Genomic DNA, 26769 nt, shown 5'->3' with positions numbered 1-26769 from the left:
CCACAGGCAAGGCTCGTATCAGGGCCGGACGTCGAGCCCGAGCGAGGTGGTGATGACGACGGCCTGGGTCAGGTCGACGATGGCGTCCCTGAGCCCGACGGTGAGTGGATCGACGGTCGACAGGTCGGATCCCCGCAGGTCGGCGCCGGTGAAGTCGGCCCGCTGCAGCGAGGCTCCGGACAGGTCCACGTCACGTAGTACGGCCTTGCTCGCGCGCAGGCCGGTGAGATCGGCCTCCCGCAGTTTCGTGCCGGTCAGCTCGACGCCGCGCAGGTCGGCCCCCGGTAGTCCGACGAACGACCAGTCGCCGCCCACGACCTTCATCAGGTTGTAGGTGCAGTCGTCGAACATGCTGCCCATCAGCTTGCACCGGGTGAAGGTGCTGTCGAAGAACGAGCACCGGACGAAGGTGCAGTTCACGAAAGCCGCCTCGGTGTGCGTCGACGCGTTGAACCGGACGCCGCGGAACACACACTCCTCGAACACGCCCCGCTGGTTGGCGACCTCGGTCAGGTCCGAGTCGACGAAGAGCACCCGGGTGTACGTCTGCCCGGACGGGTCGGCGTCGTCCCAGTCCCGGATCGTCGACTCGGTCTTCGCTGCCGCCCTGCCACCCACACGATCTGCCATGCCGCTCCCTTGGTTAGCCAGCAGTTTGCCCTCAGCCACCGACAATGTTCAGCCCGACCGGGAGGATGACAGATGTGAGCGGATCAGAGCGAGTGATGGTGTTCGGCGCCGGCGGCTTCCTCGGCGGCGCGATCTGCGAGTTGCTCGCGGAGCGGGGGATCGAGCACCGCGGCTTCACCCGAAGTACGGGTGATCCGCATCGGCGGTTCGACCTGGCGAGCGCGCACTGCTTCGCGCTCGACACCCAGCTGGCCCTCTACAAGCCGACGGTGATCGTCAACGCGGCCGCCGCGACGCAGGGCGACGTGCTCGAGCTGACCAGGGGAAACGTCGTCGCGGTGCAGGCGTTGCTGTCCGCGATGAACGGGCACGCCAGCAACGCGCGCTTCGTCCAGATCGGGTCGGCAGCCGAGTACGGCGGAGCGCCGCGCGGGACGAGCCAGGACGAGCAGGCCGAGCTTCGCCCGGGGGCGGCGTACGGGTACACCAAGCTGGCCGGCTCCGAGCTCGTACTGCGCGCGCAGCGCAACGGCGCCGACGCGGTCGTGCTGCGCTCCTTCAACATCACCGGTCCGGGCTCACCGCCGAGCACCCTGTTCGGCCGCGTACTGCGGCAGCTCGGCACCACCGACACGATCGAGCTCGGGTCCCTGGAGGCCTGGCGCGACTATGTCGACGTGCGGGATGTCGCCGAGGCGGTGGTCGCCGTCGCGACGGCCGGTGGGAAGCTGCCGTCGGTGCTCAACGTGGGCTCCGGCAAAGCGACACTGGCCCGGGACGCCGTCCACAGGCTGGTCGAGCTGAGCGAGACGGCCACGAAGATCGTCGAGGGTCAGCCGCACGCCGGCCATGCGGGCTCGCCCGCCGACGCGGTCGCCTGGCAACAGGCCGACACCTCCCTCATCGGCAAACACCTCGGCTGGTCCAGCAAGATCTCCCTCGATCAGTCCCTCGCCGATACCTGGACCGCCCGCCCCAGAGAATGAGGCCCAGCCTGTGGATATCTCCTCGGTTTGCGAACCCGCGCCGGATCGGCAGGGGCCGAACGAGGATCTGGTGGTCAGCGGCCCGGACTTCGTGGTCGTGCTCGACGGAGCGACCGCGCCGGCTCAGCTCGATTCGGGCTGCCGGCACTCCGTGGCTTGGCTGGTCGCGCGGCTGGGAGCCCAACTGGCCGTCCCGCTGCTCGGGCGATCGAAGGCCACCCTCGCGGACCTACTGGCCGACGCGATCACCGCGGTCATGGCCGAGCACGCGGACACCTGCGATCTGGCCAACCCGGACAGTCCGTCGTCCACAGTCGCGATGGTGCGAGTCATGGACGAGCAGGTCGAGCACCTGGTGCTGGCCGACTCACCGATCGTGCTGCGCGGTCCCGACCGGCAGGTGACGGTCATGGCGGACAATCGGGTGGACCTGCTGCCGGAATACACCTTCGAGGCCGTACGCCGGTCGCGCAACCAGCCAGCTGGCTTCTGGGTCGCCAGCACCGATCCGAAAGCTGCCTACCAAGCAGTCTCCGGTACGACGAACCGCGCGGCGGTCGAGCTGGTAGCGCTGCTGACCGACGGCGCCTCTCGCTACTCGGAGCGCTACGGCCACTCGTGGCAGGACCTGGTTGACCTGCTCGACACTGCCGGGCCGCAGGCGCTGATCGACACGGTCAGGCAGTACGACGCCGCTGCGGCCACGACTGCGTTTCGGGGGAAGCGGCACGACGACGCGACCGCAGTACTGTGCCGCCTACCGCTGCCAGGGTGAGCGTTGCGTGTACGACGGGAAGGCCGGCCGCGGCACGTATTGCGGCGGACCACTCGGTGGTTGGGAGAACCGCGCGGCCATCCGCCCGTCCTGCCAGGAGTTGGTGCGGATCATCAGCAGCACGATCGTCGCACCCGCCACGACCAGCGCCACGGCAGCGACGGTGAAGCCGATGTTCACCGCGAGGGCCAGCCGCACCATGAAGGTCTGCAGGTCGTAGAGGTCCAGGTAGTCACCGCTGGCGTCCGCCGCCTCCGCGCGCTCGACCACCCGCACGATCCAGACCAGGACGCTGAACATGGCGACGCTGCCACCGCCGACGATGATCACCCAGAACGTCGTCCAGGCGGTCCACCAGCCGTAGAGCAGCGTCCTGACCTGACCCCTCTGCGTCCATCCGGCGGTCCGGTGGGGGCCTGGAGCCTCGGTCGGCTCGCTGGCGCGCACCACGTCCTCGACCACCTGCAGCGGATACCAGAACTGGACGATCGGGCAGACCCAGGCACCGATCACCCAGCCCTGCTCGTGTCGATGTGGACCGCCGCGACCACGCTGCCCGCCGTGCTGCGCACCTTGATACCCGCCCTGGAAGCCACCGGCCGCCGGAGTCAGCACCTCGGTGTTCTCCCGGGCCCGCCACAACCAGATCAGGAAGACGATCGTGGTCCCGAGGAAGAGCAGGCCGACCACGTTGAGGAGCGGCCCGCTGCCGGCCACCGACTGGACCGCCCGATCGAGCTCGTCGTCGGAGAGCAGACCGAAGACGAACCGCTTGACCTCGTCGTACGACCGCCACATCAGCGCTGCCTGCACGCCGGTGACGATCGTGGTCAGCGCCATCAGGATCCCGAAGACCACCGTGATCCGGCGCAACGACTGATAGGTCCGCGGAACCATCGGCGGAACGCCCGGATGAGGCGCTGGAAAATAGCCGGGTGGTCCCGGATAGTGCTGGCTCACGCGCCTCACCTCCCACCGACAAGTTAACCCGCTGGTGGGAGCCCCGGGCGGTTGTCCACAGGCCAGTTGCTGCAACTCACCGCCGGGTCACACCGCGGCGAAGGCCTCGCGCGCGGCAGGCAGGGCCAGCAGCCGATCCACCGCGGACAACCCGATCCGGGTCCGCCGGTCGAGCAGATCGTCCTCCGTCATCGCCCCTTCGTGCCGTACGGCGAACCGCAGCTCGGCATGTGTCGTCGACAACCCCGGCGCGATCGGCTGCAGCAGCGCAGGCTCGACCGCGATCACCTGAGTCGCCTCCACGCCGTACCGGTCGACGAAGCGGCCCGGTGCCCGCACCGCCGCCAGGTGTACCCGATCTGCCGCTCCCACCAGCGGAATCCGGTGCGTCAGACACGGTCGCCGCGCTGTCAGCGACTGGCGGGCCGAGGACTGCTGCAGGGCGGTGTCGAGCGCGTCCTGCGCCATTCGCCGGTACGTCGTCAGCTTCCCGCCCACGATCGTCACCACCCCGTCAGGACTGGTGATCACCGCATGCCGCCGGGAGATGTCGGCCGTCTTGCCGATCCCCTTGTGGTGCCCGGTGTCGAGCAGCGGCCGCAGCCCCGCGTAGCTGCCGAGCAGATCGTCCCGCGTCAATGGCACTCGCACGGCCGCACTGATCGTGGTCAGCAGGAAGTCGATCTCCGCCTCGGTCGCGTGCGGCACGTCGCTGACCGGGCCAGGCGCGTCCTCATCGGTCAGCCCGACATAGACCCGCCCGTCAGGCGCCGGAATCGCCATCACCACCCGCCGCAGCTCCCCCGGCACCGGCACGGTCAGCACCGCCGACAGCCCACCGAACGCCGATTGCGGCAGCACCAGATGCGTCCCCCGGCTCGGCCGGAGCTTGATGCCGGAGGCAACCTGATCGGCCCAGATCCCGGTCGCGTTGATGACGATGCCGGCATCCAGGTCGAGTCGCCGCCCGGACAGCTGGTCCACCAGCACCGCCCCGCGCCCGGTCACCTGCTCGGCCGCGCAGTGCGTGATCACGCGAGCGCCGTACGACGCGGCGGTGCGCGCGATCGCGACCACCAGCCGCGCGTCGTCGTACAGCTGGCCGTCCCAGGTGAGGAAGCCGCCGCGCAGGCCATCGGGCCGCACGGTCGGGGCATAACGCAGCACCTCGGCAGAGCTGACCCGGCGGGAGTGCGGCAGATAGTCGTCGCTGGTGCGGGCGAAGGTGCGGAGGACGTCGCCACCGAGGAAGGCGCCGCGCAGCATCGCGGCCTGAGCGAAACGGGCCTGCGGGAACCAGGGCGCGACCTGCGGCACCGGGTGGACGAGATGGGGAGCGGTCGTCTTCATCAGGATGCCGCGCTCGACGGCGCTCTCGTAGGCGATTCCCACCTGACCGGAGGCGAGATACCGCAGGCCGCCGTGAACGAGCTTGGAGCTCCAGCGGCTGGTACCGAAGGCGAGGTCGTGCTTCTCGACCAGCGCGACGGTCAGACCGCGGGCAGCCGCGTCGAGGGCCACTCCAGCACCGGTGACGCCGCCACCGATCACCAGCACGTCGACCCGGCCGGTGGTGTCGAGCGAGTCGAGCTCACGCGTCCGGCGGGCCGCGTTGAGGCTGGAGTTGCCCACCGCGATCATGGCGTCAGGTACCTGACCAGCATGACCCGCAGCTCCTCGTCCAGCTCCGGATACTCCTTCGGCTCGGCCAGCACCGGTCCGGACACCGCGGAGGCGAGCGAGACCAGGATGATCTGCCGGGAGATCCACTCGGGATCGCCGGCCCGGATCGAACCGTCCGCCTGCCCGGACTCGATCCCGGCCTTCACCAGGGCGAGATGCGCGACCGTGCTGCTGCCGCGCCGCTCCAGCAGGTACGGCGTGAGGAACTCGGGGTCCAGCTCGATGATCTTGCGCATCAGCGGATGCGTCCGGGTCTTGGCCACCACCTCGACCACTCCCTCGACCAGCCGAGCGCGACCGTCGACGGCGTCGGGCTGGAAGGCGGAGACCAGCGCCGTGGTCCACTCCCGCGTCATCAGCGCGGCGACCACCGCCTGCACGTTCGGCCAGCGCCGGTAGAGGGTGGCCCGGGAGACCTCCGCATGGCGGGCGATGTCGGCCATCGTCATCCGGCGCATACCGATCGCCAGCAGCAACTCGTACGCCGCGTCGAGGATCCGCTCCTCGCCGATCGCGTTCGCCGGGGTCGGGCGCGACGATCCGGTCGGGCTGGAGGCGGTATCGGCTTCGCTGCTACGCTGAGACATCACACGTCAGAGTGTATCAGCGACTTGGCCGACTGCAACAGCGTTGCAGCGCCTCCGCGACGCTACCTCCGAAGACCTCAGATGGGGAGCCTCCATGACCGAGTCCGACCTTGCGGTGGTCAAGCTCACGCCCGGCCGCTGGGGCGACCCGGCCCAGGTGGTCGAGGTGCCGGCCGCCGCGTTGGAGGCGCTCAAACACCTCGGCGTACGCCGCCCGCCGGCTCCTGTGTCTCCGGTGCCGAGGGCCGGCGCCGGCGACGACACCATCGCGCTGCTGGAGAAGGTGCTCGGCGCGGAGTACGTGAAGACGGATCTGGAGACCCGCTGGGCCCACACTCGCGGCTACTCGACTCCTGATCTCCTGCGCCACCGCGCGGGCGACACCACCGACATGCCTGCCGCGGTCGTCTACCCCGGCTCCCACGACGACGTACAGGCTCTGCTGGCCGCGTGCTCCGAGCAGCGCATCGCCGTAGTCCCGTTCGCCGGTGGCACCTCGGTGGTCGGCGGGCTGGCGCCACAGGACACTCAGTTCGTGGCGGTCGATTTGAGCCGGCTCGATCGCCTGGTTGCGGTCGACGAGGTCTCCAGGACGGCGACGATCGAGGCGGGCGTCCGCGGTACCGCTGCCGAGGCTCTGCTGGCCGAGCACGGCTACACGCTCGGGCACTTTCCGCAGTCCTACGAGGGCGCGAGCATCGGCGGCTATGCGGCGACCCGGTCGAGCGGGCAGTCCTCCGCGGGGTACGGACGCTTCGACCAGATGGTCGTCGGCCTCACGCTCGCGACCCCGCGCGGCACCATCGAGCTCGGCCACGCCCCGATGTCGGCAGCAGGTCCGGATCTCCGCCAGCTCGTGCTCGGTTCCGAAGGCGCTCTCGGCATCATCACCAGCGTCGTCCTGCGGATCCGCCCACGTCCCACCGAGCGGTCCTTCGAGGGCTGGCGCTTCGAGTCGTTCGACCAGGGCCTGGCCGCGATCCGCCGGCTCGCGCAGGACGGGCCGTTGCCGACCGTCCTGCGGCTGTCCGACGAAGCCGAGACCGCGATCAACCTGGCCGATCCTGATGTCCTCGGTGGTGGCTCCGGCGGAGTGCTGGCGATCGTCGGCTTCGAAGGCCCCCGTACTGCGGTACGCCGCGCCGAGGTGGCCGAGGTCCTGACAGCGGCCGGCGGCGAGCCGGTCGGAGAAGGCCCCGGCGAGACGTGGCGCCAAGGCCGGTACCGCGCTCCGTACCTCCGCGATCCCCTGCTCGACGAAGGCGCGCTGGTGGAGACCCTCGAGACGGCCGGCTTCTGGTCGGCACTACCTGCTCTGAAGGCCCGCGTCACCGAGGCGCTGGTCAGCTCACTGTCCGGTCAGGGCACACCGCCGATCGTGCTCTGCCACGTCTCGCACGTCTACGAGACCGGCGCCTCGCTCTACTTCACCGTCGTCTCCGCCCAGACGGACGAGCCGGTCACCCAATGGCGCAAGGCGAAAGCCGCGGCCGGTCAGGCGATCGCCGCGGCGGGCGGCACCATCACCCACCACCACGCGGTGGGCACCGACCACCGCGAGGCCTACGTGGCCGAGGTCGGCCCACTCGCCATCGAGGCACTGCAGGCGGTCAAGCAGGTGCTCGACCCGAACGGCATCCTCAACCCCGGCATCCTTCTTCCGCCGAGGCTCAACGCAACGCGATGAGCGAGTCCTTCCCCCGCGCCAGTACGACGTTGCCCACGGCCCGAAGCCCCAGGGGACAGCGGACCTCGTCCGGCACCGGAGCGGCGCGGTAGCCGGTCTCCTCGACCACGTTCAGCCTGCACCCGGCCGGCAGGTCGACGAACGACACCACCCGGCCGTCAGTCGTCACCGCCGGCTTCGCGGAAGTGTCGATCGGCGCCGTCCGCTGCCAGCCGACCACGCCGGTGGTGGCGTCGATCACCGTCACCACCGTCTGGGTCTTGTCCGTGCCGGCCGGGCAGTTGAGCAGCACGACCTTCTGGTCCGCCTCGAACAGCTTGGTCTCGCACGACAGCGCGGCCGGCAACTGCCAGCGCCATTTCACGTCACCGGTGCGGGCCTCCATCCCCACCAGCTCGCGGTCCGTCCGTAGCCCGACCACCAGACCGCCGGCCACCACCGGGCTCGCGGACCACTTCTCGGCCCGGCTCCACAGCTTCCTCCCACTCCGGAGATCGAGCGCGGTCAGCTCGTCGGGGTCCTTGCCGCAGCTCCGGTGGAAGGAGGCCAGCGCGGTGTCCGCCGTGGCGACGGCGGTGATGCTGGTGCACCGGCCGGGTTCGAAGGTCCACCGGTCGTTGCCATCAGCATCGACACCGCGCAGCTTGTCCGAGCCCTTGCCGACGGCCTCACCGGTGAGCAGTGGGTCGGCGGACAGAACGTCGTGATCCTGGGTCCTGCCCGGCCAGGCCGCCTTGCGTTCGCCGGTGTCGGCATCGAGCAGGAGGTAGCCGACATCGTCGAACGACACGAGCAGGAACCGGCCGTCGCCGGTGACGGTGAGATCGGGCAGGCCGTCGGAGTCCGACCGTGAGTACCGCCAGCGCAGCTCGCCGGTGGCCGGATCGAGCATCTCGACGCTGCCGATCGTCCGGGTGGTGGCCACCCCGTACGGCGTACTCACGGCATTGCGGAAGCCGTCGGAGTTGTAACCGTTCGACCTGCTGGACCAGGCCACCTGGCCGGTCAGCTCCGACCACGCGATCGGTGCGACCGGTGACCGCGAATCACTCACGTACTCGTTGGTGGTGAGCGCGTACGCGCGCCAGAGCGGCAGGACGCCGAGCACCATCACCAATACGAGGGCCAGTGGCACCGCGGTCCTGGCCAGCAGCGGTCCGCGGGCGAGCGGCGGCGCCGGGTCGAGCGCGGACGCGGCCATCGACGAGCCACCCGCGACGACGAGCAATACCGAAGCGGTGAGCAGCAAGGGCACTCGAGCGCCGACACCGACTGCTGGGTTCGTGTCCGGGGCGAAGTACAGGACGGCTGCCACGCCGAGCACACCGGCCGCGGTCACCCCGCCGTCCACCATCCGCGCCGTACGGCCCTTGCGGCGCGAGAAGCGGAACAGCAACGGAACGGCTGCCAGCGCGACGATTGTCAGGAGCACCGCCAGCCAGAGCCGGGTCGGCGCGAAATCCGGCATCCGCCAAGGCCACTGGGTGGACGCGAACGCGAGCAAGAAGGCGAGTGAGGCACCACAGACGGCGAGGGAGGCCAGCGCCGCTCGCTGCCAGCCACGCCAAGGTGTCGACCGCTCGTCATCCGTCACGCCGTCATCGTGTCAGAGCAGAGGTCATCGGCCGCTATCCCAGCAACCGGGCCAGCTCGACCCGGGAGCGCACCTCCAGCCGGGCGAAGATGTTGCGCAGATGGTGTTCCACCGTGCGGTGGCTGATGAACAACTGCGCCCCGATCTCCCGGTTGGTCGCACCTTCGGCAGCCAGCCGGGCGATCTGCGACTGCTGCGGCGTCAACTCGGCGGTGGCGGTCGTCCGGGTGGGCGCGATGGTGTCGCCGGAGGCCCGCAGTTCGGCCCTGACCAGGCCGACGAAGTGGTCGGAGTCGTACTGCTGGAAGATCCGCAAGGCGTCGCGGAGGTGCTCCCGCGCGGCCTTGGGCTGGCGATCGCGCCGGAGCCGGTGACCGTAGAACAGCTCGGTCTTGGCCAGTTCCATCGGCGTACCGCCGACCCGGTGCAGCCGGATCGCTTCGCGGAAGTGCTCGTCCGCCGAGGGATGAGTGCCGGCCAGCAGGGCATGCGAACGATGGGAGAGCGCCAGCCTTGCCGGGCAGCCCGTCCCGGTCGCCCAGCCCTCGAACTGCTGAAGCACCTTGGCAGCCGCCGCCTGCCGGCCGCAGGCCACCGCGGCCTCGACGAAGTGCGGCGCGGTCATCACCTTGATACCGGGGTGCACGCGACCGGTGTCGACGGCGAGCAGCCGCAGCCGGTTGAGTGCGTCGGCAGGCCGGTTGTCGACGAGGTCCACACACGCCAGCGTCCAGGACCCGAAGGTGCTGGGCCGGCCGAGGCCACGGCGGCTGACGTCGGCGGCGGCCAGGTGCAGCCGGTGGACAGCGGTGGTCTTGTCGCCCTGCAACGCCGCCATCAACGCCAGGATCGTCAGGTGGTCGACCACCGTGTTGGGCTGGCCCATCGCGGTCGCCTCGCGCACGCCTTCCAGCGAAGAGTCCAGCGAGATCGAGTGCTGGTCGAGCAGCAGCGCGGCCAGTGACTTGTAGACCAGCGCCCATGGCACGAGCGAGGTCATCCCGGTGTCACGCGCTGCTGCCGCCGCCTGGGTCGCCAGCTCCAGCGAACGGCTGGCGCGGCCGAGAACATAAGCGGCCTGGCTGCCCCAGATCTTCGATCGCGGATCCGGCAGTTCGGTCGCCAGCCGCACCGCTCGGTCGAGGGCGGGCCTGGCGGCGAGATGGTCCCCGGCGAAGGTGGCGGCCATCCCTTCGAGGTGGTCGAACATCAGCGCCGTGGCCGGCGGTTCGTCCGTCCGGCGAAGGGCGGCCGCGCGCGCGGCGGTGGTGGCGTGATCGGCCTGGTCGCCCGCGATGCTCGCGGCCTCGGCAGCGAAGACCAAGGCGGTGACGGCCAACGGGCGATGCGAGTCGAGCAGTTCGTCGGAGGCCTTCAGCAGGCTGCGGACCGCCGTACCGGGGACGCTGTCGCCCAGTTCGATCCCGCCACGGACGAAGTCCGCCAGCCCGCGCAGCTCTCGCCCGCGAACGTGGACGGCAGCTTCACGAAGCATCGCGCGGGACCGCCGTGGCCGCCCGGTCGACCACTCGTCGGCCGCCGCGGCGAGCAGATGGGCGGCCTTGTCCTGCGGTGACCTTGCCAGTGAGGCCGCGCGTTCGGACGCCAGCGAAGCCGCCGGATAATCGCCCGTACGCCGTGCGCGCGCGGCCGCGGCGCCGAGTTCGCCGGCCTGACCCTCGATCGGCTCGCGGCTCATCGCTGCCCGGTGCCACAGCCAGCGCGACGTGTGCTGCTCGGAGTCGAGCACGTCCGCCAGCAACGCGTGGGCCTGCCGATGGTCGCTGACCGGGACCTCGGTTCGCAGTACGGAGCGGGTCAGCTGGGTCGCCAGCTCGACGCGCTCGCCACGCAGTACGAGCAGGCCGCCGGCCCGGGCCTCTTCCAGCGCTTCGGTCTCCAGTTCCGCGCGGATGACGGAGTCGAGTTCCAGGTCTTCGTCGGCCACCGCGAGCAGGACGAGCCGCCGGGTATCCGGCGACAGAGCGTCGAAGCGGGCTCTGAGGCGCGCCCGCAACGCACTGTCCGGCGGTAGCTCTCCCGTCCTCGCCAGCTCGGTCAGCGCCAGCGGATTGCCGCCGGCCAGCCGGAGCACCTCTTCGGCGAAGTCCTCCGACAGCCCGAGTGGACTGAGATCGGACAGCACCTCCATCGCCGCAGGGTCGTCGAGCGGCCGCAACTCCAGGACGGGGAGGCCGGTCAGGGGATTCTCACCCCGGTGGGGTTCCAGCGCGAACAGCACCGCCAGCCGGTGGCCCGCGGCGCGGCGAGCGACGAAGGCCAGTGCTTCCAGGGACGGCCGGTCGAGCGAGCCGGCGTCGTCGACGAGGACGAGCACCGGATCCTCGGTCGCCAGTTCGCACAGCAGCCGATGCAGCTCGGTCTGCCGCGCGAAGGTGCTGGACGGAGAGCCCGGCGCCAATCCCGTTGCCAGTCGCAATGACTCGGGGAGCCGATCGGTCAGCGGCTGCAGCAAGCGGTGCAGACCCGCGGGCTCGAGCGCAGACTCGGCCGGTACGCCTTGCGCCGTCAGTACGCGGAAGCCGGCGGTCGGAGCGGCCTTCAAGAGCGAGGACTTGCCCGTTCCGGAGCCACCGGTGATCACCAACGCGGAGCCCTGGCCGGCTCGAGAGGCTGCCAGCAGTTCCTGCACTGTGGCGCGCTCCTGATCCCGCCCGCGGAGTACGACCTCGGCAGCCATACCGACCAGTAAAGGTTGCCTGGCCCGAGCACGGAAGGGCTGGGGCCGAATTACCGCCTGTGACGAGACAGGACCACATGACTGGTGGTTCTACCGATGCCCCCCGCGAGCGATCGGCCCAGACTGCTGCTCACTGTCGGCCTCGGGAAGGAGTCACACATGAGTGTCCCCCTCCACAACGACCCTTCCCCTGAGAAGCTGCTGGACGTCACCGGCGTCACGGTCAGGTTCGGCGGCCTGGTCGCGCTCCGTGAGGTCTCGCTGAGCATCCCGCCGCGCAGTGTGGTGGGGGTGATCGGGCCCAACGGCGCGGGCAAGACGACCTTGTTCAACGTGATCTGTGGCTTCCTCCGGCCGGAGGCAGGGCAGCTGCGCTGGAAGGGCCGGCCGCTGCCCGCTCACCGGCCGGACCAGCTCGCCCGGCTCGGCATCGCCCGTACGCTCCAGGGGCTCGGCCTGTTCGGTGGCCTCACCGTGCTGGAGAACGTGATGACCGGTGCCGGCAGGTTCGCCCGGACCGGATCAGTGGCGGCGCTTCTCGGCACCGCCAAAGCTGCTCGTGACGAGGACGAACTGCGCAGCCGGTCGCTGCGGCTGCTGGCCGAGCTCGACCTGGCCGACGTACGCGACCTGCTCCCCAGCGCGCTGCCGTACGGCTCGCGCAAGCGGGTCGCTCTCGCCCGGGCACTCGTCTCCGAGCCGGAACTGCTGCTGCTCGACGAACCCGCGAGCGGCCTGTCGATGGCGGAGACGGACGAACTGGCGGCCCGGATCCGGGCGTTGACCGGCAAGACGGCGGTCGTGCTGGTGGAACACCACATGGATCTGGTGATGGGCGTCTGCGACCAGGTCGTGGTACTCGACTTCGGAGAGGTGATCGCGACCGGTACGCCGGACGAGGTCCGCGCCGCGCCGGCCGTCGCCGACGCCTATCTGGGCCTCGCCCCCGGGGAGCCGTCGAGTGCTTGAGATCGAGGAACTGACCGCTCACCACGGACTCGTCCGGGCGCTCTCGAACGTGTCGCTGACGGTCCGGGAAGGCAGCATCACCGCCATCCTCGGCGCGAACGGCGCCGGGAAGACGACGCTGCTGCGGGTGATCAGCGGCCTGCTCCGGCCGACCACCGGCCGGATCACCGCGTTCGGCCAGGACATCACCGCCTGGTCGGCCGACCAGATCGCCCGGTCCGGCGTAGCGCACGTGCCGGAAGGCGGCGGCGTGATCCCGGAGCTGACCGTGCTGGAGAACCTGCGCCTCGGCGCGCTCTGGCGGGCCGATCGAGCGGACCGGGTCACAGCCCTCGACGAGATGGTCGAGCTGTTCCCGCCGCTCGGGCCACGCCTGACCAAGGCGGCGGGCACCCTCTCCGGCGGCGAGCGGCAGATGCTCGCGATCGGCCGCGGCCTGATGGGCCGGCCGCGGATGCTGTTGCTGGACGAGCCCTCCCTCGGTCTGGCACCGCTGGTCGCCGCCAGGATCATGGCCGTCCTCCGCGACCTCCGCGCGGAGACCGGCCTCACCGTTCTGCTCGTCGAGCAGAACGCGCACAGCGCGTTGTCCGTGGCGGACCACGGCTTCGTGCTGGGCCTCGGGGAGGTGGTGGCGTCGGACGACGCCGCCACGCTCCTCGCAGACGAGCAGCTGAGCGACGCGTACCTCGGCCTCCGGCTCAAGGGAGCCCGATGACCACCTTCCTGAACCTGACCGTGGCCGGCTTGTCCAGCGGTGCCGTGTACGCCGCGCTGGGCCTGTCGCTGGTGATCATCTACCGCGCGACCCGGGTGGTGAACTTCGCTCAGCCCGCGCTCGCCCTGATCTCGGGCTACCTGGCCTACTCCGTCACCAAGAGCACCGGCAGCTACTGGCTGGGCTTCGCCGTCGCCATCGTCGCGGGCACTCTCCTCGGCGTCGCGGTGGAGCGGCTGCTGATCCGGCCACTGCGCAACGCGGGCGAGTTGAGCGCGATCATCGTGACGCTGGGACTGCTGCTGGTGTTGCAGGCGGTGGCCGGAATGATCTGGTCCAACGAGCCGCACGCCTTCTCGTACGCGTTCGACTTCCGTGGCCGGTTCGCCGCGAGCGACCTGTTCGCCGTTCTCGCGGTGATCGGTACGGCGGCCGGAGTCCTGCTGCTGTTCAAGTTCACCTCGCTCGGGCTCCGGCTCCGGGCGGCCGCGTTCAACCCCGAGGTGGCACGGCTGCTCGGCGTACGGGTGGGGCTGATGCTGACGATCGGGTGGGGACTGGCCGCTGCGGTCGGCTCACTGGCCGGGATGCTGGCGATTCCTCCGTTCATCTCCCCGACCGTGCTGGACGAGGTGTTCGTCTACGCGCTCACCGCGGCGGTTCTCGGTGGGCTGGACAATCCGCTCGGCACGATCGTCGGCGGCCTCGCCGTCGGCATCGGCCTGTCGTACGTGTCAGGACTGCTGGGGCCGGAGCTGGTGCCGCTCGCCGCCTTGGCGATTCTCGTTGCAGTGCTGGCGATCCGGCCCACCGGCCTCTTCGGCCGGGCGACGGCGAGGCGAGCCTGATGCTTCGCAGACTCCCGCCTTCGGCGACCCATCTCCTGGCGGCACTGGCCGGCCTGGTGCTGCTGGTCCTGCTGACCTTCCTGACGGATCCGTTCACGAACCTCCGCATCGCGACCGTCGGCTACTACCTGATCGCAGTCGCCGGACTGGCGTTGCTGACCGGCTTCAACGGTCAGATCTCCTTGGGTCACGGGGCTTTCATGTTCATCGGCGCCTACACGGTCGCCCTCTTGGTACTGCGGGTTCCGGCGCTCCCGATCTGGGTGGACCTGCTGCTGGCGGCGGTCGCGGGTGGTCTGGCCGGATTGCTGGCCGGTGCTGCCGCAGCTCGCTTGCGCGGTCCGTACCTGGCGGGTGCCACACTGGCGCTGGCGGTCGGGCTTCCTGCTGTGACACAACGCTTCCCGGACTTGCTGGCAGGCAGCAACGGGCTGAGCTTCACCGTCAACAGTCAGCCGGCCGCGCTCAGCGCAGTACCGGCGACTCGGTGGCAGGCGTGGATCGTCTGGCTTGCCGTTCTGCTCGCCCTTGTGGTGCTGGCGAATCTCGCTCGTGGCCGGCTGGGCCGCACCCTGCGGGCAGTGCGTGACGACGAGGTGGCCGCGTCACTGGCAGGCATCCACGTCGGTCGCACGAAGATCCTGGCGTTCCTCGTCAGCTCGGCCTGCGGAGGCCTGGCGGGTGGTCTGCAAGCGTTCCTGCTCGGGACTGCCGCACCTGGCTCGTTCACACCGGCCTTGTCGCTGAGTCTGCTGGCCGCGCTGGTGCTCGGCGGTCTCGGCAGCCTGTGGGGTGCGCTGTGGGGCGCCATCGCTCTCGTCTACGTCCAGGTCTGGACCGACGATCTCGCCGAACTGTTCAGTCTGCGCAGCAACCTGTCCGACAACCTCCCCCTCGCCCTGTACGGCGTGGTGCTGATCGTGATCGTCCTCGCCTTCCCGGCGGGGATCCAAGGCGGCCTGCACAAGGTCTGGACCCGGGTACGACGCCCGGCTCCCTCTCACCGAGGAGAACAATGAGGAACAAGCGTTCTGCCGTTGCGGTCGCCCTGGCCACCGCACTCGTGATCAGTGGTTGCGGCGGCGCCGGTGAGACACCGGCCGACGGCGGCCAGAAGGGCGAGGCTGCTCCCGGCGTCACCGACACCGAGGTGGTGATCGGAACGCACCAGCCGCTCACCGGGCCCGCCGCGCCGGGGTACAGCAAGATCTCCGTCGGGGCCAGGGCCGTCTACGACCACCTCAACGACGGCGGCGGGATCAACGGGCGCAAGATCACCTACAAGGTCGAGGACGACGGCTACAACCCGACCAGGACGGTCGAGGTGGTCAAGAAACTCGTCCTGCAGGACAAGGTCTTCGCGATCGTCGGCGGCCTGGGAACGCCGACGCACTCGAAGGTGCTCGACTACCTCACCGCCGAGGGCGTACCGGATCTGCTGGTCTCCTCCGGCGCGCTGATGTGGAACTCACCGGACAAACACCCGAACACCTTCGGCTATCAGGTCGACTACACCCGCGAGGGCAAGGTGCAGGGCCAGTACATCAAGGAGAAGTTCGCCGGCAAGAAGGTCGGCCTGCTGGTCCAGGGCGACGACGTCGGCGCCGACACCCAGAAGGGCCTCGACCAGTTCATCAAGCCGCAGATCGTGGCGCGCAAGACCTACGACCCGGCGAACACGGACGTGACTCCGCAACTCTCCGCCCTGAAGGCCGCGGGCGCCGAAGTGCTGGTGTGCGAGTGCATCCCGGCCTTCACCGCGCTGACGATCCTGACCTCACTGAAGCTCGGCTACAGGCCGCAGCTGGTGGTGAGCAGCATCGGGGCCGACCCGGCGACGTTGACCGGACTGGTCGAGCAGTTCGCCAAGCAGGGCGGGAGCGAGGTGTCCGGTGGTGCCCTGCTGACCGGCGTGATCGGTACGCGGTACCTGCCGAGCTCCCGGGCGGCCGACGACCCGTGGACCAAGTACTTCCGCGGGATCCACGACAAGTACATCCCCAAGGAGCCGTTCACCGACACGCTGCTCTACGGGATGGTGCAGGCCTACACCTTCGGTCAGGTGCTCAAGGCCGCCGGCCGGGACCTGACCCGGCAGAAGCTGATGGACGCGATGAGCTCGGGTGAGCTCAAGGGCCCGGGCCTGACGCCGTTCGCCTTCAGCAAGGACGACCACGCCGGCTACACCGGCGCCATGGTGTTCCGGATCGCGGCCGACGGCAACGTCGAGACGCTGCAGGAGCCCAGGGTGACCGACCGTGAGACCGGTGAGGTGACGCCGTACGAGGAGAAGCGATCGACCCCGGAAGAGATCAGCCTCGTCGGCCAGTGAGATCGAACCGCCCCAACCCAGAAGGACGTGGACGCCATGAAACTTCGCAACGTACTCACGACCCTGACGATGACGACCGCCCTGGTGGGCGCCGTCGCCGTCACGGCTCCTTCGGTGCAGGCCGCCGAGAATCCCTACGAGCGTGGCCCGGCGCCGACCAACTCCAGTATCGAGGCGACCCGCGGTTCGTTCGCGACCGCTTCGACCTCGGTGTCCTCTGCCGTCGCCGGCTTCGGCGGTGGCACGATCTACTACCCGACCACCACCACCGCGGGAACATTCGGCGCGATCGCCATCTCGCCCGGTTTCACCGCCCGGCAGTCGTCGATCTCCTGGCTGGGGCCGCGGCTGGCCTCCCAGGGCTTCGTGGTGTTCACCATCGACACCAACTCGGTCTACGACCAGCCGGACAGCCGGTCCACCCAGTTGCTGGCCGCGCTGGACTACCTGACCCAGCGCAGTACGGTCCGGACCCGGATCGATGCCAGCCGGCTCGGCGTGATGGGTCACTCGATGGGCGGCGGTGGCACCCTGCGCGCGGCGGCGCAGCGCCCGGCGCTGCAGGCGGCGATCCCGCTGACCGGGTGGCACACCGACAAGACGTGGGGTGACGTCTCGGTACCGACCCTGGTGATCGGCGCGGACGGCGACACGGTCGCGCCGGTCTCTTCGCACTCGTCGCCGTTCTACAACACGCTGCCGTCGTCGCTGGACAAGGCCTACCTGGAGCTGCGGAACGCGAGCCACTTCACCCCGAACAGCTCGAACACCACGATCGCGAAGTACAGCATCTCGTGGCTCAAGCGGTTCATCGACAACGACACCAGATACGAGCAGTTCCTCTGCCCGGCGCCCTCGGCCAACCTGCAGATCGCGGAGTACCGGGACACCTGCCCGCACTCCTGAATCACTCACTGTTAAAAACTTGCAAGACGTAGTCGAACTCTTGCGCGGGGTTGTCTCCTTCCTTAGGGTGTGGCGCACCTTGCCCTCCGTCCGCCCCCCAGGAAGGCGCAGTTCATGCCCCCACGCAAGTACCCCCACCTGGCCGCCGCGCTCGCGATGGCCGCCGGAGCCGGTCTGACCGCGCTCCCAGCTCAAGCCGTAGCTCAGGCGCCGGCCGCGATCCAGGCGGCCGGCGCCACCCTCCCCTTCACCATCCTGGAGGCGGAGAGCGCCGCGACCAACGGCAGCAGGATCGGCCCCAGCTACGCCCAGGGAACGCTGGCTGCCGAAGCCTCCAACCGCCAGGCGGTGACGCTGAACGGCGGCCAGTTCGTCGAGTTCACCGCTCCTGGCACCACCAACGCCATCAACGTCGCGTACTCCGTTCCGGATGGCCGCACCGGCACACTGTCGGTCTACGTCAACGGCCAGAAGCTCTCGCGGTCCCTAGCGGTGACAGCGAAGTACAGCTACCTCGACACCAGTTGGATCCCGGGGTCACGCACTCACAAGCTCTACGACCACTCGCGCCTGCTGCTCGGCCAGACCGTTGCCGCGGGCGCGAAGATCAGGCTGCAGGTGGACGGCGAGAACACCGCCGGCCCGTACACGATCGACGACGTCGAGTTCGAGAACGTGGCCGGTCCCGCCGGTCAGCCGGCCGGCTCGATCTCGATCACCGACCGCGGCGCCGACCCGAACGGCACCAACGACTCCACCGGCGCGATCCAGAGCGCCATCGACAGTGCTCGCGGCTCCGGTGGAACCGTCTGGATCCCGGCCGGCCGGTTCCGGGTCGGTGGCACCATCAACCCCGACGGGGTGACGCTGCGCGGGGCCGGCCGCTGGCACTCGACGCTGCTCAGCCATCACCTGATCGACCGCCCGAACGGTGGCGGCAACCTCCGGCTGCACGACTTCGCGGTGATCGGCGAGGTGACCGAACGCAACGACCAGTCGCCGGACAACTTCGTCAACGGCAGTCTCGGGCCGAACTCGGTGGTCTCCGGCCTGTGGCTGCAGCACCTCAAGGTCGGGCTGTGGCTGACCGGCAACAACGACAACCTGGTGGTCGAGAACAACCGGTTCTACGACATGACCGCCGACGGCCTGAACCTGAACGGTACGGCGTACAACGTGCAGGTGCGGAACAACTTCCTCCGCAACCAGGGTGACGACGCGCTCGCGGCCTGGTCGCTGCACGCGGCGAACCGGAACAGCACCTTCGCCAACAACACGATCGTGCAGCCGAACCTGGCGAACGGCATCGCGATCTACGGTGGCACCGACCTGACCGTGCGGGACAACCTGATCTCCGACACCAACGCGCTCGGTGGCGGGATCGCCATCTCGAACCAGTCGTTCGGGTCGCCGTTCTTCCCGCTCGCGGGAACGATCAACGTCGCAGGCAACACGCTGATCCGGACCGGCGCGATGAACCCGAACTGGGGCCAGAACCACCCGCACGGCGCGATCCGGGTGGATGCGTACGACACCCAGATCAACGCGCAGGTGCGGTTGACCAACAACCGGCTGGTCGCCAGCCCGTGGTCGGCGTACCAGTTCGTCGATGGTGGTGGCGCCGGCCGGCGGGTGCAGAACATCACCGTGGACGGCGGTTCGATCGAGGGCGCGGGCACCTTCGCCTTCCAGGCCGAGACGGCCGGAGCGGCCACGATCAGCAACGTCGTCGCGAGCGGGATCGGCCGGGCCGGTGTCTACAACTGCGCCTACCCCAGCGGGACGTTCGCGCTCAACCGTGGCTCCGGCAACAGCGGCTGGGACTCCACCTGGAGTGGGTGCAACTGGGTCGAGCCCGGCAGCGGTGGCGGTACCGACCCGGGTCAGCCGACCGGAAACCTTGCCGCAGGCAAGCAAGTTTCGGCGAGCAGCGTCAACCAGAACTACGTCGCGGGCAACACGGTCGACGGCAACGCGGGAAGCTACTGGGAGAGCGCCAACAACAGCTGGCCGCAGTCGCTGACCGTCGACCTGGGCGGCAACCTGAACGTCAAGCGGCTGGTCCTGAAACTCCCGCCTGGCTGGGGTTCCCGGACCCAGACCATCGCGGTGCTGGGCAGCACGAACAACTCGTCGTACAGCCAGCTGGCCGGTGCGGCGGGTCGTACGTTCGACCCCGGCTCGGGCAACGCGGCGACGATCACGCTGCCGGCCGCGGTCAGCACCCGCTGGGTGCGGCTCACCTTCACCGGCAACACCGGGTGGCCGGCCGGTCAGCTCTCGGAGTACGAGATCTACGGCAGCTGACCGCTTGACCTCAAGTTCGCTTGAGGTACGAGGGTGACCGGCATGACCTCAGAATCTGTGACTCGTCCTGTTGCACTCCTCACCGGCGCCAGCGCGGGGCTCGGCCTCGCGCTGGCGCACGGTCTGGCCGATCGCGGCTGGGCCCTGATCATCGACGCCCGGGGCGCCGCGGCGCTGAAGGACGCGGCCGACGCGCTGGCCGCCAAGACCGATGTGGTGCCGCTGGCCGGTGACGTCACCGATGCCGAGCATCGCGCCGACCTGGTCGACGCGGTGGGTGAACTCGGCCGCCTCGATCTGCTGGTCAACAACGCGAGCTACCTCGGGGCCAGTCCGCTCCAGCCGTTGGCAGGGGTGGAGCTGGAGGAACTGCGGCGCGTGTACGAGGTCGACGTGGTGGCGCCGATCGCGCTGACCCAGGCGCTGGTGCCCGAGTTGAGCAAGGCGGCCGGGATCGTGATCAACCTCAGCTCGGATGCCGCGGTCGAGGCCTACGAAGGGTGGGGTGGCTACGGTTCGGCCAAGGCGGCGCTGGACCACGCGAGCGCGGTACTGGCAGTGGAGAACCCTGGACTGGCTGTGTACGCGGTCGATCCGGGCGATCTGCGGACCGCGATGCATCAGGCGGCCTTCCCCGGCGAGGACATCTCCGACCGGCCCGAGCCGGCGAGCGTCGTACCGGCGTTCCTGCGGTTGCTGGACAGCCGGCCGGCCAGTGGCCGGTACCGCGCCTCCGAGTTCGCGCCGGCGGTGACTTCATGACGCTTCATCCCCACACGAGATTCACGCTGCCCGACGAGCTGAACGCGGTCGAGCCGCCCGAGGCCCGTGGACTGGCGCGGGACCAGGTGAAGCTACTGGTCGCGAAGGGGACGACCGTCACGCACACCCGGTTCGATCGCATCGGCGAGCACCTGCGGCCGGGCGACCTGCTGCTGGTCAACACGTCGGAGACCCTGGCCGCCGCGGTGGACGGATCGTGGATCACCGGTTCGGGGGTCGCTCCCGTAGTCGTGCACTTCTCGACCGCGCTCGACGACGGCGACTGGGTGGTCGAGCTCCGTCACGACGGCTCACCCGTGTTCGGTGGCTCGGCAGGTGATCAGGTGGAGCTGCCTGAAGGAGTGCTGACGTTGCTGGAGCCGTACCAGCCGAGTGGTACCAGGCTGTGGCGGGCCAGACCGCCAGTTGGCGAGATGGTGGGCTATCTGCGGAGGAACGGGCGTCCGATCAGCTACAAGTACGTCGGCCGGCGGTGGCCGCTCGCGCTCTACCAGACGGTGTTCGCGGACCAGCCCGGTTCTGCTGAGATGCCCAGTGCGGGCAGGCCGTTCAGCTTCGAACTGGTGAGCCGGCTGGCGGCAGCCGGCATACTGATCGCGCCGATCCTGTTGCACTGCGGGGTCTCGTCACTGGAGAGTCACGAGCCACCTCTGCCCGAGCGGTTCGAGGTCTCGGAGCACACTGCCCGGCTGGTCAACTGGGTGAAGGCCAACGGCGGCAGGGTGATCGCCGCTGGTACCACGGCGGTGCGGGCGATCGAGTCGGCAGCCCGGCCTGACGTGGTCGCGTCGAAGGGCTGGACCGATCTCGTGCTCGGACCCGACCACCCGGCAACAGTGGTCGACGGATTGATCACCGGCATGCATGCGCCGGAGGCGTCGCACCTGCTGCTGCTCGAGTCGGTGGTCGGGGGCGACGTCGTACAGAACGCTTACGACGCCGCCCTCGAACACTCCTACCTGTGGCACGAGTTCGGTGACGTCAGTCTGCTGCTGCGTCACTGACCTCGGCGTCGTCGGCGACGACCACGACCTGCTCGGCCGGGTCGAAGTCGGCAGTGCTGAGGGCTGCCGGTGGTCCGATGGGTGCCGGGCTTGCTTCGTTGCCGGGCCGGGCCCGCTTGTCGACGGCCCGCGGACTCACCGCGGCCACCACCTGATGTTCGTAGACGTCATGACTGTCCTTACCTGCAGGTCCCCCGTTGGGACTTCACTCCTTTGACGAGTGATCGGTGCCCAATGTCATGCGTCGAGGCGAAATTGTGGCCTAGGCCCAAACTGGTACCGGATTCAACGACGGTGGGCCGACAGCCACTCTCGGGTGGCCGGCAGGGCTTCGCCCAGCGGAGGCAGGTGGGGATGCCACTTCAGTTCCCACTCGAGGGAGAGCCAGTAGCCGGTGCCTTCGAGGGCGGTCAGCAGGTCGGCGATCGGGTAGTCGCCGGCGCCGATCGCGACCGGTTTGAAGCGCACCGAGTCCTCGTCCTTGATCTGGACGAAGTCGATCCACGGCTCGAGCAGAGCGAAGGACTCGGCCGGGGTCTCGCCGCGGCTCCAGGTGTGGGCGCTGTCCCAGAGCACCTTCACGTTGTGACCGGGCGCCTCGGCGTCGAGCAGCCGGCACAGCGAGGCCATCTTGGCGCCGGCCGAGTGCGAGTCGTGGGTCTCCAGCAGGATGCAGGAGTCCTTCGGCGCGGAGGTGACCCGGTCGAGCGCGCGGATCTCACCAGGGCTCGGCGAAGTACCGGCGAAGTCGGGATCGTCGCCCGGGAAGACCCGGACCCCGCGGGCGCCGAGATCGGCCGCCAGTTCGAGGTGGGACTCCAGAGGCTGTTCCTCGACGGCGCACAGCTTCACGTAGCTGTTGACCGCGAGGATCTCCAGGCCGGCGTCCTCGATCCGGGTGCGCAGCCCACGCCGCTCGGTGGCGGTCAGGCCGACGTGGGTGAACTCGTCGTCGGCGGTCCGCAGTTCCAGGCCGGTGAAGCCGTGGCGCTCGGCCAGCGCCAGGACGTGATCGAGGGGCTCTCCAGGACAACCGAGGGTGGAGAAGGCGAGCGAGGTCACTCGGTCAGACCCAGCGTCGACGCGGGTGCGTGCGGGGAGCTGTGGTCTCCGGCTCGTCGTTTCCGGCGTCCTGCTTGGCCGGGGCGGCCGGCTCGGACGGTGCCTCGTAGGAGTACGGCGAGGACTGCTCGTCCGCGGCCGGCCGGCCGGAGTAGCTGGAGCTGTAGTCCGACGAGTAGTCGCTGGAGTAGTCGGTCTGCGGGTACGTCGGGCTGTAGGAGCTGTCGTAGCTCGCCTGGCTGTAGTCCGACTGCGGCGCGGTGTAGGAGGTCTCCGGCGTCGACGGCGGCGTGTACGAGTCGTAGCTCGCGTTCGCGCTGTAGGCGTCGTACGAGCTCTCCGAGGAGTAGTTGTCGTACGACGTCGAGGTGTAGCTGGTGTCCGGCGTGTAGGCCGGCTCGGGCGTGACTGGCGCGGCCGGCTCGGAGTACGAGTAGTTGGACGAGTAGTCCGAGGTGTACGACGTCTCGTAGTCGGTGGTGCTCGGCGGGACGGTGGGAGCGTCGTACCCGGTGTAGGTGGTGTCCGGCGCGTAGCTCGGTGCCGGGGCGCTGTAGCTGGTCTCGGGCGCGTACGACGGCTCCGGCCCGTACGACGGGACCGACGGCAGCGGCTTCGAGGGAGTCAGGTAGTCGTCCTGCGAGGGCAGGGACGGCGCCTGCTGGTAGTAGCTGTCCGAGGAGGGCTCCGCCGCCTGCGGGACCGTCGACGGGCTGTCGACCGCGACCCGAGCGGCCCTGCGACCAGCGCGCGCAACGGGCGCGGGCTCAGGCTCGGGTGCGGGCTGGGTGGAGGTCAGGTAATCGGAATTGGTGTCGCTGTACGAGTAGGGCTCGGAGTACGAGCTCGACCACGACGGCTCTTCGGTACTGCGGGCCGCGGGCTGGTACGCGTACGGCTCGGGCTGGGCGGGGGCGAGCGACGGCGGGGCCACGGTCTCGGCCTGCCAGCTCGGCAGCGGCGCCGACAGCAGATCGTTGCTGGCAGCCGGCGGGTAGGGATTCGCAGGGCTCGACCAGGTCGGCGCGTCCAGACCGGAGGCGGTCGGCTGGTACGACGGCTGTGCCTCGATGACCTGGCCGGTGTCTTCGCGCCAGCTCTCCACCGGACTGAACTGCTCCGTGGCTGGGCCTGCGTCATCCCAGGACGGAGCGGCGGGGGCCTGAGCGGCCGGGGCCGGGGCGAACGGGCTCCACTTCGGCGCCTCGTCCGCGGGGGCGGCAGGGCTGCCGAACGAGCCACCGACCGGCGCGCCGGCGGCGAGGGCAAGTGCGGGCTGACGCTCCGGGCGGGCGGCGGGGGCCGCGATCGGCTCGGCGATCACGGGCTGCTCGGAGGTGTCGTCGTCGGCGGCCACCCGGTACGACGGGACGGCGACCAGCTTCGGCTCGCGCTGGTCCCACCAGGGCATCCACTCGCGGGAGGTCTGCATGGCGTTGATCTTGCGGATGATCAGCGTCGCGGCGACGGCCGAGACGGCGGTCAGCACCAGGGACGCCGTACCGGCCAGGGCGATGCCGCGGAGGGAGCCGATGGTGGCCTCCATCCACATCAGCGCGCGGCGGACCACCACGTCGAACACGAGAGCGCCGACCCAGGCGACCCACCACACGTTCGTGAGGAGGGGCTTCCTGAGCCGGCGCAGGTCGTCGGCGTAGACCGGCGTCCGCGGATCGCTCGCCAGCCAGATGTCGTCGACGATCTGTTTCGGATAGACCAGGTTGGGGCCGGGGCAGAACCAGCTGGCCAGCACCCAGCCGTGGCTGCGGCGGTGGTCGGCCTGGCAGAAGACCTCGGAGTTGACCCGGACCCGCCACAGCCAGATCACGAAGACCACGGCGGCGGCGACGGAGACGATCACGTTCGGGATCGCGGTCAGGCGGGAGATCGCGTCCGCGCGGTTCAGGTCCGGGTTGTCGACGCCGGGCCCGCCGCTGAGATAGGTGTTGACCACGCCGTAGGTGTTCCAGTCGGACCACGTACAGAGCAGATGGGTCACCGTGGAGGCACCGAGCAGCCCGATCGCGATCTTTCCGACCGTGCCGACCTGCTGGAACTCCTCGGCGGCATGTGGCTGCCACTCGTCGTTGTCTTCAACAGCAGAAAGAACTGCTCGTTGCGGGTGGCTCACGTCGTGCGTCCCTCGCGTTGCTGGAACTCCGTCTGTTCGGCGTTTCGGTCGAATCCTGCCCCCGCGTGACCGAGCCACATTGATACCACGAAGTAAGTACCCCTGTGGAGTCGATGCCAGCACGGAGGGTATCGACTTAACGCGGTCTTTTCGTAGGCCCATCACCACTTGTAACGACCAACTCGACCATCTGTGACGGTCCGGTTTACCCCGTGGGCGGTGGGAAACCGCGGCCGAGCGGGAAATCCGCCTGGTCCCGGGACCACCAGGGAGTCCAGGGCCGGTGCAGCTGGAGCTCGTTGACGCGCTGGATCAGGATCACTGCCAGTACTGCCGCGACCGACGTACTGAGGGCCGAGATGAAGGACATCACAGCGTTCGTCCGGAGTTCGGAAAGCTGCGGCTCACCGTCCAGGACGCTGCGCTGGGCGACGTTGTCCAGCACCAGCCCGACCACCCAGGTGAGCCACCAGGCCCAGACCAGCCGGGTGCCGGGGATACCGCGCAGACTCAGGACGTGAGCGGGGGTGCGCGGGTCGCTGGCCGCGACCACGTCGTCCATCACCCACTTCGGGTACCAGAGGTTCACCACCGGGCAGATCCAGCTGCCGAGCACCCAGCCGCGGGTCAGCCGGTGCTCGCCGCGGCAGAACATCTCCGCGTTCCAGCGGACCCGCCAGAGCCAGACGATGAAGACCACGGCGGCGGCCAGCAGCGCGAGCGCGGCGACGATGCCGAACAGGCCGGAGATCAGGTCGGCCTGGTCGAGCCGGCGCTCGTCGTCGGCGTACAGCAGCAGGGTGCGGTAGGAGTACCAGTCGGACCATGCGGTGGCCCAGCCCAGCACCGTGACCACGCCGATCAGCACCGAGGCGCCCAGGCCCATCGCCTGCTCGGAGCTGAACCATCGGTCCATCGGTGGCTGAGCGGTCATCCGCACCCCCTGGGAAAGAAGAGGAAAACCAGGAATAGCACACCGACAGTGATCGGACCCGAACCTTGCGTACGGTCTGGAAAGTGTCGGTCCCGGGCGGGACGATGGCCCGATGCGCTGGTCTGTGTTCGATTCTCCGATAGGGGACCTGTCCGTGGCGGTCGACGACGACGGTCTGTGCCGGCTGCGGTTCGGTGCCGTCGAGCTCGGCCCGGAGCGGTCACGCGACGAGTTGCTGCTGGCCGCGGGGAAGCAACTGCAGGGGTACTTCGCCGGTGAGCTGACCGCGTTCGACCTGCCGCTGTCGGTGCGGAGCGGGTCGCAGTTCGAGCGTGCGGTCTGGGAGCGGCTCAAGCAGATCCCGTACGGCGAGATGCAGACCTACGGCGACATCGCCAAGGCGCTCGGTGACCCGGGCGCCGCTCGCGCGGTCGGGGTGGCCTGCAACCGCAACCCGATCGCGGTGGTTGTGCCGTGTCATCGGGTGGTCGGGGCGGGCGGCAAGATGGTCGGCTTCGGCGGCGGGATCCCGGCCAAGCGGCACCTGCTCGAGCTGGAGGCGCGGGTCACGCTCGAAACCAGCTGGCTCTGAACAATCCGTGAAGAAGTTCGGGCCGCAGCGTAAAGAAGTCTCCGGACCGGCCCTACCGATGACCGCCGTCGGCCGGCCAAGCGCTAATGTCGCGGTGTGCAATCGGGCTGACACGAGTTCGATCACCCACCAGGCCAAGAGCTCCGGTCCGTTCGCCGCTGCCCGCGGTCGCATCCTGGTTCCGCCCCGACCTGCCCGGAGACCGAAGAGATGACTCACCCCTCGTCCAGCTCAGCGCCTCACGACGACGACCTGAGCCAGCTGATGGACAAGAGCGCCGAAGAGTGGTCCGCGCCAGAGATCCAGGACGCCGCCCGCTCGGCCCTTCAGCTGCACGCGCCGGACCGCGAGCCACTGACCTGGATCAAACGCTTCGGCGTTCTGCCCTGGTTGCACCGCAACGACGCCGTCTGCCGCGAGTGCGGCGGCAGCTATCCGTGCATCACCCACCGCTACGCCACGCAGCTGCTGTCGGCCGGCCGGCTCCCCAATTCCCGCCCGGACCGGCACGACGAGGACTCCGCGGAGCCCACGGCGAACTGACCGCCGGCGCCGAGCAGTTGCCACGACGAACGAAGGC

General features: G+C 69.5%; 24 protein-coding genes. 14 read left to right on the top strand and 10 right to left on the bottom strand.

Going from position 1 to position 26769, the window contains the following annotated elements:
• Nucleotides 1-18: 18 nt before the first annotated feature.
• On the bottom strand, nt 19-630 hold the full coding sequence (locus OX958_RS01455) for a pentapeptide repeat-containing protein (RefSeq protein ID WP_270135148.1): 612 nt from the start codon (nt 628-630) through the stop codon (nt 19-21).
• A 74-nt stretch (nt 631-704) separates the two neighbouring features.
• On the opposite strand from OX958_RS01455, the gene OX958_RS01450 reads away from it, so the two are divergent.
• Together OX958_RS01450 and OX958_RS01445 are read left to right on the top strand one after the other, a co-directional pair.
• Nucleotides 705-1616 carry an NAD-dependent epimerase/dehydratase family protein gene (locus tag OX958_RS01450; RefSeq protein WP_270135146.1) on the top strand — a complete coding sequence of 304 codons (912 nt, stop codon included), beginning with the start codon at nt 705-707 and terminating at the stop codon, nt 1614-1616.
• A 70-nt stretch (nt 1617-1686) separates the two neighbouring features.
• Nucleotides 1687-2391 carry a protein phosphatase 2C domain-containing protein gene (locus OX958_RS01445; protein ID WP_270135145.1) on the top strand — a complete coding sequence of 235 codons (705 nt, stop codon included), beginning with the start codon at nt 1687-1689 and terminating at the stop codon, nt 2389-2391.
• Here OX958_RS01445 and OX958_RS01440 read toward each other — a convergent pair.
• The 3 genes from OX958_RS01440 to OX958_RS01430 all read right to left on the bottom strand — a co-directional run bounded on the left by OX958_RS01440 (nt 2374) and on the right by OX958_RS01430 (nt 5621).
• Entirely contained in the window at nt 2374-3351 is a 978-nt protein-coding gene (locus OX958_RS01440; RefSeq protein WP_270135144.1) for a DUF4328 domain-containing protein, read from the bottom strand. The two genes, OX958_RS01445 and OX958_RS01440, sit on opposite strands and share 18 nt — an antisense overlap.
• 87 nt (nt 3352-3438) lie before the next feature.
• Complete coding sequence (locus tag OX958_RS01435; protein ID WP_270135143.1) at nt 3439-4992, bottom strand: glycerol-3-phosphate dehydrogenase/oxidase; 1554 nt, start codon at nt 4990-4992, stop codon at nt 3439-3441.
• On the bottom strand, nt 4989-5621 hold the full coding sequence (locus OX958_RS01430; RefSeq protein ID WP_270138970.1) for a TetR/AcrR family transcriptional regulator: 633 nt from the start codon (nt 5619-5621) through the stop codon (nt 4989-4991). Before OX958_RS01430 ends, OX958_RS01435 begins: the two co-directional genes overlap by 4 nt.
• Nucleotides 5622-5715: 94 nt before the next feature.
• Between OX958_RS01430 and OX958_RS01425 the strand changes: the two genes are divergently transcribed.
• Complete coding sequence (locus tag OX958_RS01425) at nt 5716-7308, top strand: FAD-binding oxidoreductase (protein WP_270135141.1); 1593 nt, start codon at nt 5716-5718, stop codon at nt 7306-7308.
• On the opposite strand, the gene OX958_RS01420 is transcribed toward OX958_RS01425, so the two are convergent.
• Complete coding sequence (locus OX958_RS01420; protein WP_270135140.1) at nt 7292-8902, bottom strand: outer membrane protein assembly factor BamB family protein; 1611 nt, start codon at nt 8900-8902, stop codon at nt 7292-7294. The genes OX958_RS01425 and OX958_RS01420 overlap by 17 nt on opposite strands.
• Before the next feature lie 34 nt (nt 8903-8936).
• Entirely contained in the window at nt 8937-11603 is a 2667-nt protein-coding gene (locus OX958_RS01415) for a helix-turn-helix transcriptional regulator (RefSeq protein WP_270135139.1), read from the bottom strand.
• A 159-nt stretch (nt 11604-11762) separates the two neighbouring features.
• Here OX958_RS01415 and OX958_RS01410 point away from each other — a divergent pair, with 159 nt between their 5' ends.
• The 9 genes from OX958_RS01410 (at nt 11763) to OX958_RS01370 (ending at nt 21470) form a co-directional block, all read left to right on the top strand.
• Complete coding sequence (locus OX958_RS01410; protein WP_270135137.1) at nt 11763-12572, top strand: ABC transporter ATP-binding protein; 810 nt, start codon at nt 11763-11765, stop codon at nt 12570-12572.
• The gene (locus tag OX958_RS01405; RefSeq protein WP_270135136.1) at nt 12565-13290 is read left to right on the top strand and encodes an ABC transporter ATP-binding protein; all 726 of its coding nucleotides are present in this window, start codon (nt 12565-12567) and stop codon (nt 13288-13290) included. Before OX958_RS01410 ends, OX958_RS01405 begins: the two co-directional genes overlap by 8 nt.
• Nucleotides 13287-14138 (top strand): branched-chain amino acid ABC transporter permease, encoded by an 852-nt coding sequence (locus OX958_RS01400; protein ID WP_270135135.1) that lies wholly within the window; start codon nt 13287-13289, stop codon nt 14136-14138. The genes OX958_RS01405 and OX958_RS01400 overlap by 4 nt, the downstream gene beginning before the upstream one ends.
• A complete protein-coding gene (locus tag OX958_RS01395) occupies nt 14138-15157 on the top strand; it encodes a branched-chain amino acid ABC transporter permease (RefSeq protein ID WP_270135134.1) in 1020 nt (339 codons plus the stop codon). Before OX958_RS01400 ends, OX958_RS01395 begins: the two co-directional genes overlap by 1 nt.
• Complete coding sequence (locus OX958_RS01390) at nt 15154-16470, top strand: ABC transporter substrate-binding protein (RefSeq protein ID WP_270135132.1); 1317 nt, start codon at nt 15154-15156, stop codon at nt 16468-16470. The genes OX958_RS01395 and OX958_RS01390 overlap by 4 nt, the downstream gene beginning before the upstream one ends.
• A gap of 36 nt (nt 16471-16506) precedes the next feature.
• Entirely contained in the window at nt 16507-17376 is an 870-nt protein-coding gene (gene bdeA, locus OX958_RS01385; protein ID WP_270135131.1) for a bis(hydroxyethyl) terephthalate hydrolase, read from the top strand.
• 114 nt (nt 17377-17490) lie between these two features.
• Nucleotides 17491-19683, top strand: a complete 2193-nt coding sequence (locus OX958_RS01380) for a discoidin domain-containing protein (RefSeq protein WP_270135128.1) — start codon at nt 17491-17493, stop codon at nt 19681-19683.
• 42 nt (nt 19684-19725) lie between these two features.
• Complete coding sequence (locus OX958_RS01375) at nt 19726-20445, top strand: SDR family NAD(P)-dependent oxidoreductase (protein ID WP_270135125.1); 720 nt, start codon at nt 19726-19728, stop codon at nt 20443-20445.
• Nucleotides 20442-21470: an S-adenosylmethionine:tRNA ribosyltransferase-isomerase gene (locus tag OX958_RS01370; protein ID WP_270135124.1), complete on the top strand. Its 1029-nt coding sequence runs from the start codon at nt 20442-20444 to the stop codon at nt 21468-21470. Before OX958_RS01375 ends, OX958_RS01370 begins: the two co-directional genes overlap by 4 nt.
• On the opposite strand, the gene OX958_RS01365 is transcribed toward OX958_RS01370, so the two are convergent.
• The 4 genes from OX958_RS01365 to OX958_RS01350 form a co-directional block, all read right to left on the bottom strand.
• A complete protein-coding gene (locus OX958_RS01365) occupies nt 21448-21609 on the bottom strand; it encodes a hypothetical protein (protein ID WP_270135123.1) in 162 nt (53 codons plus the stop codon). The genes OX958_RS01370 and OX958_RS01365 overlap by 23 nt on opposite strands.
• 146 nt (nt 21610-21755) lie before the next feature.
• Nucleotides 21756-22532, bottom strand: coding sequence for a sugar phosphate isomerase/epimerase family protein (locus tag OX958_RS01360; RefSeq protein WP_270135122.1), 777 nt, complete (start codon nt 22530-22532; stop codon nt 21756-21758).
• A 4-nt stretch (nt 22533-22536) separates the two neighbouring features.
• A complete protein-coding gene (locus OX958_RS01355; protein ID WP_270135120.1) occupies nt 22537-24663 on the bottom strand; it encodes a DUF4328 domain-containing protein in 2127 nt (708 codons plus the stop codon).
• Between the two features lie 205 nt (nt 24664-24868).
• Nucleotides 24869-25597, bottom strand: coding sequence for a DUF4328 domain-containing protein (locus tag OX958_RS01350; RefSeq protein ID WP_270135118.1), 729 nt, complete (start codon nt 25595-25597; stop codon nt 24869-24871).
• A 154-nt stretch (nt 25598-25751) separates the two neighbouring features.
• Here OX958_RS01350 and OX958_RS01345 point away from each other — a divergent pair, with 154 nt between their 5' ends.
• Complete coding sequence (locus OX958_RS01345; RefSeq protein WP_270135115.1) at nt 25752-26189, top strand: methylated-DNA--[protein]-cysteine S-methyltransferase; 438 nt, start codon at nt 25752-25754, stop codon at nt 26187-26189.
• Between the two features lie 210 nt (nt 26190-26399).
• Nucleotides 26400-26732: a hypothetical protein gene (locus tag OX958_RS01340; protein WP_270135113.1), complete on the top strand. Its 333-nt coding sequence runs from the start codon at nt 26400-26402 to the stop codon at nt 26730-26732.
• Nucleotides 26733-26769 lie beyond the last annotated feature (37 nt).

The sequence above is a fragment of the Kribbella sp. CA-293567 genome (genome assembly GCF_027627575.1).
GTDB lineage: Bacteria > Actinomycetota > Actinomycetes > Propionibacteriales > Kribbellaceae > Kribbella.
The sequence above is the reverse complement of the archived record's forward strand: the minus strand, read 5'-3'. Positions and strand labels throughout refer to the sequence as shown.